The sequence below is a fragment of the Actinoplanes sp. NPDC049316 genome (assembly GCF_040677315.1).
Lineage (GTDB): Bacteria > Actinomycetota > Actinomycetes > Mycobacteriales > Micromonosporaceae > Actinoplanes.
Genome location: NZ_JBFAQM010000003.1, coordinates 150,110 through 163,991, shown reverse-complemented (window position 1 = coordinate 163,991; position 13,882 = coordinate 150,110). Strand labels below are relative to the sequence as shown.

16 protein-coding genes are annotated in these 13,882 nt (G+C 73.7%); 8 read left to right on the top strand and 8 right to left on the bottom strand.

The genetic code is table 11. From position 1 onward, the window contains the following. Positions 1-34: 34 nt before the first annotated feature. The gene (locus AB0K03_RS06035) at positions 35-1,537 is read right to left on the bottom strand and encodes a long-chain fatty acid--CoA ligase (protein WP_364681148.1); all 1,503 of its coding nucleotides are present in this window, start codon (positions 1,535-1,537) and stop codon (positions 35-37) included. A gap of 29 nt (positions 1,538-1,566) precedes the next feature. After that, positions 1,567-3,021, bottom strand: a complete 1,455-nt coding sequence (locus AB0K03_RS06030; protein WP_364681145.1) for a wax ester/triacylglycerol synthase family O-acyltransferase — start codon at positions 3,019-3,021, stop codon at positions 1,567-1,569. Between the two features lie 145 nt (positions 3,022-3,166). Here AB0K03_RS06030 and AB0K03_RS06025 point away from each other — a divergent pair, with 145 nt between their 5' ends. Continuing rightward, complete coding sequence (locus tag AB0K03_RS06025; protein WP_364681142.1) at positions 3,167-4,057, top strand: alpha/beta hydrolase; 891 nt, start codon at positions 3,167-3,169, stop codon at positions 4,055-4,057. Between the two features lie 9 nt (positions 4,058-4,066). Next, complete coding sequence (locus AB0K03_RS06020; RefSeq protein ID WP_364681139.1) at positions 4,067-4,453, top strand: helix-turn-helix transcriptional regulator; 387 nt, start codon at positions 4,067-4,069, stop codon at positions 4,451-4,453. Between the two features lie 25 nt (positions 4,454-4,478). Here AB0K03_RS06020 and AB0K03_RS06015 read toward each other — a convergent pair whose 3' ends face one another. Then, positions 4,479-4,763: a hypothetical protein gene (locus tag AB0K03_RS06015; RefSeq protein WP_364681137.1), complete on the bottom strand. Its 285-nt coding sequence runs from the start codon at positions 4,761-4,763 to the stop codon at positions 4,479-4,481. A 170-nt stretch (positions 4,764-4,933) separates the two neighbouring features. Here AB0K03_RS06015 and AB0K03_RS06010 point away from each other — a divergent pair, with 170 nt between their 5' ends. Continuing rightward, positions 4,934-5,626, top strand: a complete 693-nt coding sequence (locus AB0K03_RS06010; RefSeq protein ID WP_364681135.1) for a response regulator transcription factor — start codon at positions 4,934-4,936, stop codon at positions 5,624-5,626. Further along, positions 5,616-6,965 (top strand): HAMP domain-containing sensor histidine kinase, encoded by a 1,350-nt coding sequence (locus AB0K03_RS06005; RefSeq protein WP_364681132.1) that lies wholly within the window; start codon positions 5,616-5,618, stop codon positions 6,963-6,965. The genes AB0K03_RS06010 and AB0K03_RS06005 overlap by 11 nt, the downstream gene beginning before the upstream one ends. On the opposite strand, the gene AB0K03_RS06000 is transcribed toward AB0K03_RS06005, so the two are convergent. Genes AB0K03_RS06000 through AB0K03_RS05990 form a run of 3 tightly spaced genes read right to left on the bottom strand, consistent with a single transcriptional unit; the run spans position 6,958 to position 9,047 of the window. Further along, positions 6,958-7,470, bottom strand: a complete 513-nt coding sequence (locus tag AB0K03_RS06000; RefSeq protein ID WP_364681129.1) for a DsrE/DsrF/DrsH-like family protein — start codon at positions 7,468-7,470, stop codon at positions 6,958-6,960. The genes AB0K03_RS06005 and AB0K03_RS06000 overlap by 8 nt on opposite strands. Before the next feature lie 13 nt (positions 7,471-7,483). Beyond that, positions 7,484-7,798 (bottom strand): TusE/DsrC/DsvC family sulfur relay protein, encoded by a 315-nt coding sequence (locus AB0K03_RS05995; protein WP_364681127.1) that lies wholly within the window; start codon positions 7,796-7,798, stop codon positions 7,484-7,486. Between the two features lie 7 nt (positions 7,799-7,805). After that, entirely contained in the window at positions 7,806-9,047 is a 1,242-nt protein-coding gene (locus tag AB0K03_RS05990) for an FAD/NAD(P)-binding oxidoreductase (protein ID WP_364681125.1), read from the bottom strand. Between the two features lie 229 nt (positions 9,048-9,276). Between AB0K03_RS05990 and AB0K03_RS05985 the strand changes: the two genes are divergently transcribed. From AB0K03_RS05985 to AB0K03_RS05970, 4 genes are read left to right on the top strand one after another with little or no spacing between them, the layout of a single operon-like run. After that, positions 9,277-10,428, top strand: a complete 1,152-nt coding sequence (locus AB0K03_RS05985) for a site-2 protease family protein (RefSeq protein WP_364681122.1) — start codon at positions 9,277-9,279, stop codon at positions 10,426-10,428. A 28-nt stretch (positions 10,429-10,456) separates the two neighbouring features. Further along, positions 10,457-11,347, top strand: a complete 891-nt coding sequence (locus AB0K03_RS05980) for an ABC transporter ATP-binding protein (protein ID WP_364681119.1) — start codon at positions 10,457-10,459, stop codon at positions 11,345-11,347. 6 nt (positions 11,348-11,353) lie between these two features. Continuing rightward, positions 11,354-12,148, top strand: coding sequence for an ABC transporter permease subunit (locus AB0K03_RS05975; RefSeq protein WP_364681117.1), 795 nt, complete (start codon positions 11,354-11,356; stop codon positions 12,146-12,148). A gap of 41 nt (positions 12,149-12,189) precedes the next feature. Beyond that, entirely contained in the window at positions 12,190-13,068 is an 879-nt protein-coding gene (locus AB0K03_RS05970; RefSeq protein ID WP_364681114.1) for a universal stress protein, read from the top strand. Here the strand turns inward: AB0K03_RS05970 and AB0K03_RS05965 are convergent. Beyond that, complete coding sequence (locus AB0K03_RS05965; RefSeq protein WP_364681111.1) at positions 13,052-13,597, bottom strand: hypothetical protein; 546 nt, start codon at positions 13,595-13,597, stop codon at positions 13,052-13,054. The two genes, AB0K03_RS05970 and AB0K03_RS05965, sit on opposite strands and share 17 nt — an antisense overlap. Before the next feature lie 24 nt (positions 13,598-13,621). After that, on the bottom strand, positions 13,622-13,825 hold the full coding sequence (locus AB0K03_RS05960) for an SDR family NAD(P)-dependent oxidoreductase (protein ID WP_364681109.1): 204 nt from the start codon (positions 13,823-13,825) through the stop codon (positions 13,622-13,624). Positions 13,826-13,882 lie beyond the last annotated feature (57 nt).

Here is a 13,882-nt window from a genome sequence, read left to right as displayed (position 1 = left end):
GCTGGCCGGCCCGGACGCCCCACCGCCGTACGGTCTAGACGAGTTCCTTCTTCGCCACCTTGCCCGCCCCGCTGAGCGGCAGCGAGTCGCGGAACTCCACGACGCGCGGGTACTTGTAGGCGGCCAGCCGCTCCCGGCAGTACTCCATGATCTCCTGGGCCGACGGGCTGCTGCCCGGGCGCGGCACGACGAACGCCTTGACCTCCTGCCCGAGCCGCTCGTCGGGCACCCCGACCACCGCGGCCTCGGCCACCGCGGGATGGCGGTACAGGACCTCCTCGATCTCCCGCGGGTACACGTTGTAGCCGCCGCGGATGATCAGTTCCTTCTTGCGGTCCACGATGAACAGGTACCCGTCGTCGTCGGCGTAGCCGAGGTCCCCGGTGTGGAACCAGCCCTCCCGGAACGCCTCGGCCGTCTCGGCCGGACGGCCGTGGTAGCCGCGCATGGTGTGGTAGCCGCGGGTGACGAGCTCGCCGACGTTGTCGCGGCCGGGCGGGAGCGGGTGCCCGCTCTGGTCCCACACCTGCACCTCGACGCCCCAGACCGGCTTGCCGACGCTGTAGACGCGCCGGGCGTCGGGGCCCTCGTTGAAGGTGATCGTGGAGGCGGTCTCGGTCATGCCGTACCCCTCGAGGATGGGCACGCCGAAGCGCGCCTCGAAGGCGTCGAGCACCCGGGCCGGGATCGAGTCGCCGCCGGAGACGCAGACCCGCAGCGTGGACGTGTCGTAGCGGTCCAGCTCCGGGTGGGCCAGCAGGGCCGCGAACATCGTGGGTACGCCGTCGAAGATGGTCGCCCCGTCCCGCTCGATCGCGGCGAGGACCCGCCCGGCGTCGAACCGCGGCACCAGCGACAGGCAGGCGCCGAAGCGGATGCCGATGTTCATGGCGCTGGACATGCCGTACACGTGGAACAGCGGCAGCACGGTGAGGATGACGTCATCGGGGTTGATCTGGAACAGCCGGCCGGGGATGTCGGCGTTCATGTAGAGCTGGAAGTGGGTCAGCTCGGCGCCCTTGGGCCGCCCGGTGGTGCCGGAGGTGTAGACGATCGCGGCGGTGTCCCCCGGCTCGGTCTCGTGCAGCGGCAGCCGGCCGCTCACCGGTTTCTGCAGGGTGGCGAACGCGCGGGCCGGGTCTCCGGCGAGCCCGACGACGTGCACGGCGGTGAGGCCGCAGTCGGCGGCGGCCTTGGCCGCCTCCTCCGCCGCACCGACCCAGGTGATGAGCAGCCGGACCCCCGCGTCGGCGATCTCGTACGCGACCTCCCGCGCCTTCAGCAGCACGCTCAGCGGTACGGCGACGGCACCGGCCTTGAGGATCCCGTAGTACGCGACGGGGTACTCCGGGATGTTCGGCAGTTGCAGCGCCACCCGGTCCCCCGGGCGGACGCCCCGCTCGATCAGACCCGCGGCCACGGCGTCGGAGCGGGTGTCCAGCTCGGCGTAGGTCATGGTGGCACCCTCGTAGGTCAGCGCGGGCGCCGTCGGACGCCTCGTCGCCGACTCACGCAGAATGACAGCGAGGTTCAGCATCGCCGGCTCCTTCCGGGTCGACGGGCGGATCAGGACGAGGCCGCGGCGGGCGCGGCGGCACGGCGGCGCGCAGGACGCGGCTGGGCGGCCTCCGTCCGGGCCGGGCGGCAGGTGTCGCGCAGGGTCTTGACCTCGTCGACCACGAACCCGGCGAACTCGTCCGCCTCGGGCACCGAGGCGAAGTCGGTGGTGATGCCGAACGCCGCCTGGCCGCCGTACGTGAAGACGGCGACCCCGATGCGCAGCCGCTCGGCGATCGGGACGTACGGCAGGATCTCGCGGATCGGCCGGCCGAGCACGGACAGCGGCCGGTTCGGACCGGGCACGTTCGTGGTGACCGTGGTGATCGCCGTCTGCGGAACGCGCAGCGCGGTCCGAATGATCATGGACACCGGCCCGAACGGCTCGCGGTCGGCCAGCGCGACCATGGCCGCGGCGGCCTCCACCTCGCCGCTGGCGCGCAGCTCGCCGATGCGCTCGTGCACCGCCCGCAGCCGGCGCACCGGGTCGTCGATCTCGACCGGCAGGAGCAGCAGCATCGAGGACAGCCGGTTGTCCAGCAGGCCCTCCTGGTCGCGGGCGCGCACGTTGACGGGCACGAGGGTGCGTACGGCGTCAGCCGCGGGCTCCTCCCCGCGCTGCAGCATCAGCCGCCGGAAGGCCCCGGCCACGGCGGCCAGGTAGACGTCGTTGATCGTCACCGAGCAGGCGTCGGAGACCGCGGCGATGTCGGCCAGGGCGGTACGCGCGACCGCGTAGCGCCGGGCCCGGCCGATCGGGCCGGCCAGCGAGGTCGGCGCGGTCGGGAGGAACCCCGCCGCGAGCGTGCCCAGCCCGCGCGTGGTCGCGAGCAGCCACCGGGCCACGGCGGCGGGTGAGCGCATCGCACCGGCCATCACGCGCGCTTGATCGAACGGCGTGCGGGCCAGTTGCCCGAGCGCGTCCAGGGTCAGGTCGATCGCGTCGGCGCCCCGGCGCGGCTGCCAGTGGTCCTCGGCCGGGTGGCGCGTACGGGATCCACTGTCGCAGATCAGCCGGTACAGCTGGTTGCCGGAGACGCCGTCGATCAGGCAGTGGTGCACCTTGGACAGCAGCGCCCAGCGCCCCTCCGGCAGACCCTCGATCAGCCAGTCCTCCCACAGCGGCCGTTCCCGGTCGAGGCGCTGGCTCATCACGCGGGCCACGACCTGCTCGAGCGCGGCGTCGCCGCCCGGCTCGGCCAGCGCGGTGCGGCGCAGGTGGAAGTCGAGGTCGAAGTCGGGGTCGTCCACCCAGACCGGCCGGCCCAGGTTGAACGGCACCCGGCGGACCTTCTGGCGGTACCGCGGCACCAGCGGCAGGCGGCCGCGGATGAGCGCGGCGAACTCCGCCTGGCTCGGTACGGGGCCGTCGAGGACGGCGATCGAGGCGATGGCCAGCGAGGCGTGCGGGTCGCCGTCCTCGGCGTCGAGGAAGGACGCGTCCAGCGGGCTCAGATATTCCACGGCTTCCTCCTCGGTCGAGGGCGGTCGATGGTCGCCTCCAGTCACCATCTGATGACGGCTCGTCCGCGCGCCAGGGTCGGACGGCCCGCGCCCGGGACGCGTACGGCCCTCGGCGCGGCGACGGTCCCCGCGGCAGGCTGGAGGCATGCTCGAAGGGATCGCTCAGCACGGTGCGGTGCGCGTCGCGTACGCGGTGGAGGGCCCGCCCGACGGCGAGCCGCTGCTGCTCGTCATGGGCCTGGGCCTGCAGATGCTGTTCTGGCCGGAGGACTTCCGGGCCGAGCTGGTCCGCCGGGGGTTCCGGGTGGCCCGTTTCGACAACCGGGACGTCGGCCTGTCCACCCACCTTCGCGAACTGGGGCCGCCCTCGCCGCTGCACCTGGCTTTGCGCCGCGGGCCCGGGTACGCGCTGGCCGACATGGCGGACGACGCCGTCGCGGTGCTGGACGCCCTGGGCTGGGAGAGCGCGCACGTGGCCGGGGTGTCGCTGGGCGGGATGATCGCGCAGACCGTGGCGACCCGCCATCCGGACCGGGTGCGCTCCCTCACCTCGATCTCGTCCACACCCTCGCCGCGCATCGGGCGGCCCCGGCCGCGGGCGACGGTGGCTCTGCTGCGGCGCCCGGCCGCCGACCGGGAGGCCGCGGCGCAGCAGATCGTGGACGTCTTCCGGGTGATCGGCTCGCCCGCGTACCCGCACGACGAGCAGTGGCTGCGCGACGTGGCGCGGCAGAGCTACGACCGGTCGCACGACCCGGACGGGGTACGCCGCCAGCTCGCCGCGATCGTCTCCGCTGTGGACCGGCGCCCGGCGCTGCGCCGCTTGCGGGTGCCGGCCCTGGTGGTCCACGGCGCCGCGGACCCGCTGGTACGCCTGCGCGGCGGGCTGGCGACCGCGCGCGCGATCCCCGGCGCACGCCTCGTCGTGCATCCCGGCATGGGCCATGACCTTCCGGCCGCGTTGCAGCCCGCCATCGCCGGCGAGATCGGCGCGCTGGCGGCCCGATGGCGGGACGGCGTGGCGGGGCGGGGTTAGGCTGCGGCCGTGACGGAGAACCAGCGGCCGCCGCTCAACCTCGGCGAGATCATCCGCAGGCGCCGCGAGCTGGCCGAGTTGCCGATGCGCCAGCTGGCGACGATGGTGGGCATCTCGGGGCCGTACCTGTCGCAGATCGAGCGAGGGCTGCGCGCGCCGTCCGAGCGGGTGCTGCACGCGATCGCGGATTCGTTGCGCACCACCGCCGACGCGCTGGTGGAACAGGCCACGCCGGAGGCCCCGCCCGCGGTGCTCGCCGCGATCGCGCAGGATCCCAATCTGACCGCCCGGCAGCGCCAGGCGCTGGTCGAGGTCTACACCGCCCTGACGGAGACGACGATCGCCCGCCGGCGCCGCGGCGACCGGCGGGCGGACGGGGACCGGCCCGGGGGCTGAGGGGTCCCCGGGCCGGTCGGATCATTCACCGAAGTGCGTGCCGTGCCGTCTTGACGTACGCGGCTCCGACATCCTCGATGAGCTCGGCGCTCAGCGTGAGCATCGACTTGGCCCACGGGTAGGGCGCGATCTTCGCGGCGTCCTTCTCGAACGCGACGAAGTCCGCGACGCCCCGCTCGTAGGCGTCGATCGCGAGCGTCCCGACTTCGCGGCCGATGCGCCGGGTGCGTTCACGCCGTGCTTCCGGACGGGTGACCGGCTTGACCGCAGGGGCCTCACGTGCCGGCTTGGCGGTGGTAGTGGTCGTCATGGCAACCTCCCCTTGTCCTGATTAGCACGTTAGCCCGCGACTGCTAACACCGGCAGAGTCGGCCGCCCCCTGCTGCGGGTGTCCTCGGCCCCGGGCCGGCGGGACCGTCACGCCCACGGACAAGACCATCGGCCCTGGCCGGCGTCCCGGTGGCGGGGCAGGGTGGGGTCATGGCGGGCACCGTGCTGGTCGTGGAGGACGACCGGGAGCTGCGTGACCTGCTGCGCCGTTACCTGGAGCGCGCCGGGTACGCCGTGCACACCACCGGATCCGGCGCCGAGGCGATCGGCCTGCTGACCCGGGACCTCGTGGAGCTCGTGGTGCTGGATCTGGGGCTGCCCGATGTGGACGGCCTCGACGTGCTGGCCGCCGCCCGGGAGGGCCGCGCGGTGCCCGTGGTCGTGCTCACCGCGCGCAGCGCCGTCGAGGACCGCATCGACGGGCTGCGCCGCGGCGCCGACGACTACGTGACCAAGCCGTTCTCCCCCACCGAGCTGGTGCTGCGGGTGGAGGCGGTGCTGCACCGCACCCGGGGCGGCGACGGATCGGCGCGGGCGGACACGTTCGGCGGCGGCCGGCTGCGCCTCGACGAGACACGTCACTCGGCCGAGCTGGACGGGGAACGGCTCGAGCTGACGCCGACCGAGTGGGGCCTGCTCACCGCCCTGGCGGCCGCGCCCGGCCGGGTGTTCTCCCGCTACGAGCTGATCAACCGGATCCGGGGCTACGAGTTCCCGGGGTACGAGCGGACCGTCGACTCGCACGTCAAGAACCTCCGCCGCAAGCTCGGACCGGGGGCGGGCGGCCTGGTGGAGACCGTCCTCGGGGTCGGCTACCGGATGGGGTGGCCGCGTGACCGGTGACCGGCCGTACCTGTCGAGCCCGCTGGGCCGGCGACTGCTCGCCGCCTTCCTGCTCGTCGCGCTGTCCTCGGTGGCGGCGCTGACCGTCGCGGCGCTCGTCGCCACCGACCGCGGCCTGGCCAGCGCCCAGCAGCAGCAACGGCAGCAGGTCGCGGACCGGGTCGCGGCGGCGGCCGCCGGGGCGTACGCGCGGGCCGGCGGCTGGCCCGGCGCGGATCTGGCGGAGGCGTCCCGCCTGGCCGACGCGGCCGGCGCGCAGCTGTCCGTCCGCGACTCGCAAGGGCTCATGGTGTGGCCCGGACGCGGCATGGGCCCCGGGATGATGGGCGGGCGCGGCGGCGGCACGGTCCTGGAGGCCCCCGTCACCGACGCGGGCCGCCGGGTGGGCAGCGTGCGGCTCGGATTCACCACCTCGAGCGGTTCCGGGCGCAGCGTGGCCTGGTCCTGGGTGGCGGGCGCCGCGGTCGTCGCGCTGCTGGCCGCCGTCGCCGTCAGCTGGTACGTCGCCCGCCGGCTCACCCGCCCGCTGATCACCGTGGCCACCGTCGCGCGGCGGTTCGCGGGCGGCGAGCGTACGGCCCGGGCACGGCTCACGGCCCCCGGCGAGCTGGGCGAGGTCGCGCACGCCTTCGACGCCATGGCGGACGAGGTGGTCCGCACCGACGCGACCCGCCGCCGGCTCGCCGCCGACGTGGCGCACGAGCTGCGGACGCCCCTCGCCGGGCTGCAGGCGGGGCTGGAGGAGTTGCGCGACGGCCTGCGCCCCGCCGATCCGGCGCGGCTCGCCGCGCTGCACGACCAGAGCCTGCGGCTGAGCCGCATCGTGCGGGATCTCGCCGACCTGTCCGCCGCGGAGGCCGCCACCGTGTCGCTCGAGCCGGTCGACACGGATCTCACGGAGATCGCCCGCGCCGCGCTGGCCGCCCAGCAGCCGCTGCTCACCGCGGCCGGGCTGCAGGTCACCAGCGAGCTGTCCGGGCCGGCCCCGGTGCGGGCCGACCCGGACCGGCTGCACCAGGCCGTCACCAACGTGCTGGCCAACGCCGTCCGCTACTGCCGGCCCGGCGACCGGGTCCGTCTGGCCACGTCGGCGCGGGACGACCACGCGGTGCTGCGGATCGCCGACACCGGTCCCGGCATCCCGCCCGACGAGCTGCCGCACGCGTTCGATCGCATGTGGCGCGGCCGGGACGCCCAGGCCATCCCGGGCACCGGGATCGGGCTGACGGTCGTCCGCGAGCTGGTCGCCGCCCACGGCGGCAGCACCACCCTCGACTCCCCGCCCGGCGGTGGCGTCACCGTCACCATCCAGCTGCCGCTGCGGCGCACGGTCAGATGAACAGCAGCTGCGCGCCGTTGGTCTTCTCGATGAAGTCGGCGGCGTTGATGATCGCCTCGACGCCGTCGTAGAGGTCCTCCTCGGTCACGTGCATCATGTCCGCGGACATCCGGCACGCCCACAGGTGACCGCCCGAGGCGACGATCTGGTCGAGGAACTCGGGCACCTCCGGCACGCCGATGCCGGCGATCTGCTTCTTCATCCGGTGGGTGGCCATCGCCGTCATGCCCGGCAGGCCGCCCAGCCCTTGCGGCATGTGCGTCGCCGTGTTGCCGAGCATGGTGAACTTCAAGTCGCCCATCCGGGCCTTGGTGATCATGTCGAAGCCCCAGAACGTGAAGAACAGGTGCGTCTCCACGCCCTCGCCGAGCGCGGCGTTGGCGAGCACCAGCGCCGGGTACGCCATGTCTAGGTTCCCCTTGGAGCAGATGATGGCGAGCTTGCGCCCGGCGGCCTCGTCGTCGTCGAAGTTCGGCACGAGGGCCGGCGCGGTTTCGGTGGTCATGGCCAGCTCCGTTTCAGACGCAGCCGTGCGGCTTGGGCAGGCCGGCGATGTAGGCCATCTTCTTCGCCGGCTTCTTCGGGAACAGGGCGAACAGCTCCTTGGTGGGGATGCCGCCGACGGTGGAGACGCGGCGCAGCGTGGCGGTCTCGCCCTGCGCGGCGTAGTCCTGGCGCAGGAAGTCGATCGCCTTGCGGTGCGCGTCGGTGAGGTCGATGCCGATGCCGGTGGCGAGCTCCTTGGCGAGGTCCGGGTCCCACTCGTCGTAGACGGTCAGGAAACCCTCCTCGTCGACGTGGATCTCGCGGCCGGCGATGGTGGTGACGGGCATGGCTGCCTCACTCCTCTGCGGTGGGTACGTGCTTGCCGGCCATCGACATGTGCGCCGGCAACGGGACGGGGCGACCGGGCAGCAGCACGTTCCAGTACATCCAGCGGAACGCGAGCTTGCCCCAGTGATTCACGGCGGCGTCGGTCAGCAGCCGGAACGGGCCCACCCCGGGCAGCGGGTAGCGGCCCGGCAGCGGCTCGGTGTCGTAGTTGAAGTCGATCAGCAGGGCCTTGCCGCCGCCCGACTCCACGAAGCAGTTGGCGTGGCCGTCGAACCGGCCGGTCATCGGCCGCCCGGCGGCGTACGCCACGAAGTTGTCGGCGAACACGTCCACGGCGAAGTGCGCCACCGACCCGGCCTTCGAGGTCGGGATGTCGTTGGCGTCACCCACGGCGAAGATGTCGTCGTGGCCGCGCGCGAGGAACGTGTACCGATCCACCGGCACGAGGTTCAGCTCGTTGCCCAGGCCGGAGCGGGCCACGAACTCCGCGCCCATGTTCAGCGGCACCGTCACCAGCAGGTCGAACGGGATCTCGCGCTCGTCGTAGGAGACCAGCGAGGTGCCGTCGACGCGCTCGACGAGGAAGTCCGGCTCGACGACGATCTTGCGCTCGTCCAGCATGGAGCCCAGCCGGGCCGCGGCGATCGGCTTGGTGAACGCGCCGGGCAGCGGGGTGGCGTAGACGAGCTCGACGCGGTCGCGCAGCCCCCGCTTGCGGAAGTAGTCGTCGGCGAGGAACGCGAACTCCAGCGGGGCGACCGGGCACTTGATCGGCATGTCGGTGATGTGCACGACGAGCCGGCCGCCGTCGAACCGGTCCAGTGCCGCCGCCAGTGCCACCGCGCCGTCGTACGTGTAGAAGTCGAAGATCTTCTCCCGCCAGTGGCCGCCGTCCAGCATGCCGGGGGTCTGGTCCGGCCGCGGGCTCACCCCGGTGGCGATGACGAGGTAGTCGTACGGCAGCGACCGGCCGTCGGTGAGCAGCACCCGGTTCTCGTCCGGCACGACCCGCTCCACCTCGGCGTGGACCAGCTCCACCCCGTCGGCGACGAGCCGCCTGGTCGGCTTGACGACCTGGTCGGCGGTGTACGCCCCGAACGGCAGGAACAGGTAGCCGGGCTGGTAGAAGTGCTGGTCGCTGGGCTCCACCACGGTGATGCCCCATTGCGTACGGGCGAGCCGGCGGCGCAGCTTGTTGACCACCATGGTCCCCGCCGTACCGGCGCCCAGCACGAGCAGCTGTCGCATCACAGCCACCTCCGCCTCTCCTCTAGATACCCCCCACGGTATGCCTGCGTGATCGGCGCCTGAAGGGAATGAGGTCCCCGGCCGGTGGGGACCTTCGTCCCGGGATCGGCCTCCGGCAGGCGCGACGGCCCCGCGGGACCTAAGGCCCTGTCGGCACCGCAGCGGCTGCGACAGGCTGGATCGAAGACGTACGCCCCGGCGTCGGCACTGCGGGAAGAAGGTGGTCGCCGTGCGGCAGACCATCCGCCTCGGCACGGTCCGCAGGATCCCGGTGGGCGCGCACTGGTCGGTCCTGATCATCCTGTTCCTGCTCGCCGACGGTCTGGCCGTGAGCCTGCTGCCCACGGTCGTCCCCGGGTACGCCGCGGCCACGTACTGGCTGACCGCGACCTGGGCCGCGGTGCTCTTCCTGGGCGCCCTGGTCGCGCACGAGCTGGCCCACGCGGTGACCGCCCAGCACTTCGGGATCAAGGTCGAGTCGATCACCCTGTGGGCCCTCGGCGGCGTCTCCACGCTGGACGACAAGCCCCGCCGGGCGCGCGCGGAGCTGCTCACCGCGCTGGCCGGGCCGGTGGCCAGCCTGGTCGCGGCCGGCCTCTTCGCCGCGGCGTCGGTGCCGGCCCGGATGGCGGGCGCCGACCTGCCCCGGGCCGCCTTCACCTGGCTCGCCGGGGCCAACCTCGTCCTCGCCGCGTTCAACCTGCTCCCCGGCGCGCCGCTGGACGGCGGCCGGATCCTCGCCGCGGCCCTGTGGGCCCTGCGCGGCGACCGGGCCGCCGCACGGCGGACGGCGACGCAGGCCGGCGTCGTGCTCGGCATCCTGATGGCCGGTGCCGGCGCCCTGCTGCTCCTCGCGTACGGGCTCATCGGCGGCCTGTGGCTCGTCCTGCTCGGCTGGTACCTCAGCTTCGCCGCCCGGGGCGAGTACGCCGCCGCGGCCCTGTCCGAGCACCTACGCGGCCTCCCGGTCCGCGCCGCCATGTCCACCCCGGCGGTCTGCGGGTACGCCTGGCACACCATCCCGGAGTTCGTGATCGGCACCGCGCGGCTGTGCCCGCACCGCGCGTACCCGGTCACCGGCGTCGACGGCAGGCTCGCCGGCCTGGTCAGCGTGGCGGCCCTCGGCGCCGTACCGCCGCAGCGCCGGGCGGAGACGCGCCTGGCCGACGTCATGGCGCCGGTCTCGCGCCTGCGGCTCGCCCGCCCGGACGAGGCGCTGCTCGACGTCGCCGGCGCGCTCACGTCGGCACGGATGCTCGTGGTCGTCGACGGGGACCGGCCGTGCGGCGTCCTCACCGCGGGCGACGTCAGCCGTCTGCTGGGCGTGGCCCAGCTGGCCGGCTCCGCCGCCGGAAGCCACGGGATCGGCGCGACCGGCTGACCCGAACCGACCCGTCCGGGAGGACGTCGTGGAGAACGCGATCCAGACCTGGCAGCTGAGCAAGAACTACCACGGCCGGCCGGCACTGCGGGCCATGGACCTGGCCGTCCCGCGCGATGCCGTGTTCGGCTACCTCGGCCCGAACGGCGCCGGCAAGACCACCACGATCCGGCTGCTGGCCGGGCTGCTGCGCCCCAGCGGCGGCCGGGCCGCGATCGGCGGGTACGACGTCGTCCGCGAGCGCGAGCAGGCCCAGCGGCAGATCGGCTACCTCCCGGGCGACTTCGCCGGCTATCCGCGGCTGACGGCCGCCACCTACCTCGACTATCTCGGTCATCTGCGCGGCGGCCCCGACGAGGCACGCATCCGTACCCTGGCCGAGCGGCTGGACCTGGACCTGAGCGTCCGCATCGGCGCCATGTCGCACGGCACGCGGCAGAAGGTCGGCATCGTGCAGGCGTTCATGCACTCGCCGGCCCTGCTGGTGCTCGACGAGCCCACCGCCGGGCTCGACCCGATCATCCAGCGCGAGTTCCTCACGCTGGTCCGCGAGGCGCGCGACGAGGGCCGCACCGTCTTCCTCTCCTCGCACAACCTGTACGAAGTGGAGGCCGTCGCCGACATGGTCGGGATCCTCGTACGGGGCAACCTCGCCGTGGTGGAGGCGGTGGAGAAGCTGAAGGCGCAGGCGGTCCGCCGGATCGACCTCACCTTCACCGGCGCTCCCCCGGCCGACGCGCTCCGCCGGGTGGCCGCCGCCCGCGACGTCGCGGTCTCCGGCGCCACGGCGCACGTGGTGGTCGAGGGGCACACCACCGATCTGCTGCGGGTGGCCGCGCCGTACGGCGTCGAGCAGATCGTCACGCACGAGCCCGACCTCGAGGACGTGTTCCTCAGCTACTACGACGCCCAGGGGTGATCCGCGATGCGTACGGTCTTCGCCAAGGCCCTTCATGACCAGCGCCGCCCCCTGATCGGCTGGGGTGTCGGCCTGGCGCTGATGGTGCTGCTCGAGACGGCCCTGTGGCCGTCGATCGGCAAGATGCCCGACCTCCAGCAGTTCCTCGCGAACTACCCGGAGGCGATGCGCAAGCTGTTCAACCTGGAGGACTTCGGCACCGGCACCGGCTTCATCAACGCCGAGCTGTTCAGCGCGCTCGTCCCGGTCCTGTTCCTGACGTACGCGATCGGCCGCGGCGCCCGCGCGGTGGCCGGCGAGGAGGAGGCGGGCACGCTGGACGTCCTGCTGGTGACGCCGGTGACCACGGCGTCGCTGCTGCTGCAACAGGCCGCCGCGCTGTTCGCCGGCGTGTTCACCCTCGGCGTCGTGCTGTACGCGGCCATCCTCCTCGGCTCGGCGCTGTTCGGCATGGGGGTGAGCGCGGTGGCCCTGCTGTGGGCGACGCTCGCCACGGTGCTCCAGGCGTTCGAGTTCGGCTGCCTGGCGCTCGCCGCCGGCGCGGTCACCGGGCGCCGCGGCGTGGCGATCGGGGTGAGCGCCGCGGCGGCGGTCGCGGCGTACCTGCTGTACGTGGCCGGCGAGCTGGTCACCTCGCTGCAGCCCTGGCAGCGGCTCTCGCCGTTCTACCAGGTACTCGGCGACGGGCCGGTCGGCGCCGGGTTCCGGGTCTCGTACCTGGTGATGCCCGCGCTCGCCGTCGTCGTCGTGGCGCTGGCCATGCCGGTGTTCGCCCGCCGCGACATCGCCGTGGCGCACTGACGAGGAGTTCGAGGAGCACATCCACCAGGAGGAGACGGATCATGACGGACCTGCCGATCGTCGTCGGGATCAGCGGCTCGGCCGCCAGCCGCAACGCCGTGGCCGCCGCCGCGTGGGAGGCGGCGATGCACGGATGCCCCCTGCACCTGGTGCACTGCTTCAACTGGGTGCCCACGCTGACCGGCACGCCGGACGACGACCAGCGCCCGGCACCCCGGGACCTCATGCGGTCGTCGGTCGCCGAGGCCACCCGGCTCGTACCCGGCTCGGCGATCACCACCCAGTTCCTGGAGGGCTTCGCCGTGGCGGTGCTGCTGCGCAAGGCACGGACGGCGGCCATGATCGTGATCGGCGACGGCGGCCTGCAGTCCGAGGTGTGCCTCGCGCGCGAGGCGCCGGCCGTTCAGCTCGCCGCCCGGGCGCCGTGCACCGTCATGGTCACCCGCGCGGCGCCGCCGCCGGCCGGCCCGGTCCTGGTCGGGGTCAACGGCTCCGCCGGCTCCGAGCAGGCGCTCGACTTCGCGTTCGACGCCGCCGCCTGCCGGGGCGCGGACCTGGTCGTGGTCCACGCCTGGGCGCCGGCGGACGGGGACGACAGCGGCCCCGTCGCGCAGGAGGCGGCGTTGCGGAAGCTGGTCGACGCGAGGGCGGACTTGTACGACGTACCCGTCCGCGTTCGCATGGTCGAGGGCGACCCGACGACCGCGCTGCGGGGCGAGTCGCGGGACGCCGGGCTGGTCGTGGTCGGAGCCCGCGGGCAGCGGCCGTACCAGGGGCTGCTCGGATCGGTCACCCAGACCCTCCTGCACCACGCCCCGTCGCCGGTGATCGTGGTACGCAACCTCCTGCCCGGCTCGCATCCCGCCGAGGCGGCCGGGAAACCCTCCCGTCACGACACCGGGGTCAGCTCGTCACCGTGACCCCGGTGAGGTCGGCGCAGATCGCCAGCAACCGGTCCTGCAGCTCCTCGTCGTAGGCCTGCGGGTTCGCGCGCAGCTCCCGGCGGCGCTTGAAGTAGCGGCCGGTCACCGTCGCGGCGGGCTCGTCCGAGGTGGCCAGCCACACCTGCGTCTCGGCGCCTTCGGGAAGGTCGTCCGTCGCGCCGGGGCCGCCCATGCGGGTGCGGATCCAGCCCGGGTCGACCGCGTTGCTCAGGGTGCCGGGCCGCAGCCGGGCCACCGCGAAGGCGAGCATGATGTCGTACAGCTTGGAGTCGCTGTAGGCCTGCATGCCGTCCCAGTCGCGGTCCTGCCACTGCAGGTCGTCCAGGCGTACGCGGCCGTCGGCCTCCAGCCCCGACGTGAGGTAGATCAGCCGGGCCGGCGCCGGCAGCAGGGCCGTCAGCACGTACGGCGCCAGCGTGTTCACCTGGAAGATCCGCTCGAGCCCGTCGCCGGTGCGTTGCGGGGCGGCCTGTCCCCCGCCGATTCCGGCGTTGTGCACCACCACGTCGAACGGCCCGAGCGCGCCCGCCTAGCGGGCCACGTCCCGGGTCTGCTCGAGGGACGTCAGATCCCCGACGACGACCCCGGCCGCGGTGGGCACGGCGGCGCGCGCGTCCTCGGCCCGGCGCTCGGTGCGGCCGTGCAGCACCACCTCGTGCCCCTGGCCGGCCAGCGTCGCCGCCGTGTGCCGCCCGATGCCCTCGCTCGACCCGGTGATCAGAATCTTCGCCATGCCCCCACGATGCCGTACCCGGCAGAGGTGAGCGACGCGAGGGCTTGACCCTGACGC

What these genes read in the sequence shown, in the direction of transcription:
- AB0K03_RS06000 (WP_364681129.1), bottom strand. Translation starts at nt 7,470, where the DNA reads ATGACCACCGAAACCGCGCCGGCCCTCGTGCCGAACTTCGACGACGAC.
- AB0K03_RS05970 (WP_364681114.1), top strand. Translation starts at nt 12,190, where the DNA reads ATGACGGACCTGCCGATCGTCGTCGGGATCAGCGGCTCGGCCGCCAGC.
- AB0K03_RS06015 (WP_364681137.1), bottom strand. Translation starts at nt 4,763, where the DNA reads ATGACGACCACTACCACCGCCAAGCCGGCACGTGAGGCCCCTGCGGTC.
- AB0K03_RS05990 (WP_364681125.1), bottom strand. Translation starts at nt 9,047, where the DNA reads ATGCGACAGCTGCTCGTGCTGGGCGCCGGTACGGCGGGGACCATGGTG.
- AB0K03_RS05995 (WP_364681127.1), bottom strand. Translation starts at nt 7,798, where the DNA reads ATGCCCGTCACCACCATCGCCGGCCGCGAGATCCACGTCGACGAGGAG.
- AB0K03_RS06035 (WP_364681148.1), bottom strand. Translation starts at nt 1,537, where the DNA reads ATGCTGAACCTCGCTGTCATTCTGCGTGAGTCGGCGACGAGGCGTCCG.
- AB0K03_RS06025 (WP_364681142.1), top strand. Translation starts at nt 3,167, where the DNA reads ATGCTCGAAGGGATCGCTCAGCACGGTGCGGTGCGCGTCGCGTACGCG.
- AB0K03_RS05960 (WP_364681109.1), bottom strand. Translation starts at nt 13,825, where the DNA reads ATGGCGAAGATTCTGATCACCGGGTCGAGCGAGGGCATCGGGCGGCAC.
- AB0K03_RS05975 (WP_364681117.1), top strand. Translation starts at nt 11,354, where the DNA reads ATGCGTACGGTCTTCGCCAAGGCCCTTCATGACCAGCGCCGCCCCCTG.
- AB0K03_RS06010 (WP_364681135.1), top strand. Translation starts at nt 4,934, where the DNA reads ATGGCGGGCACCGTGCTGGTCGTGGAGGACGACCGGGAGCTGCGTGAC.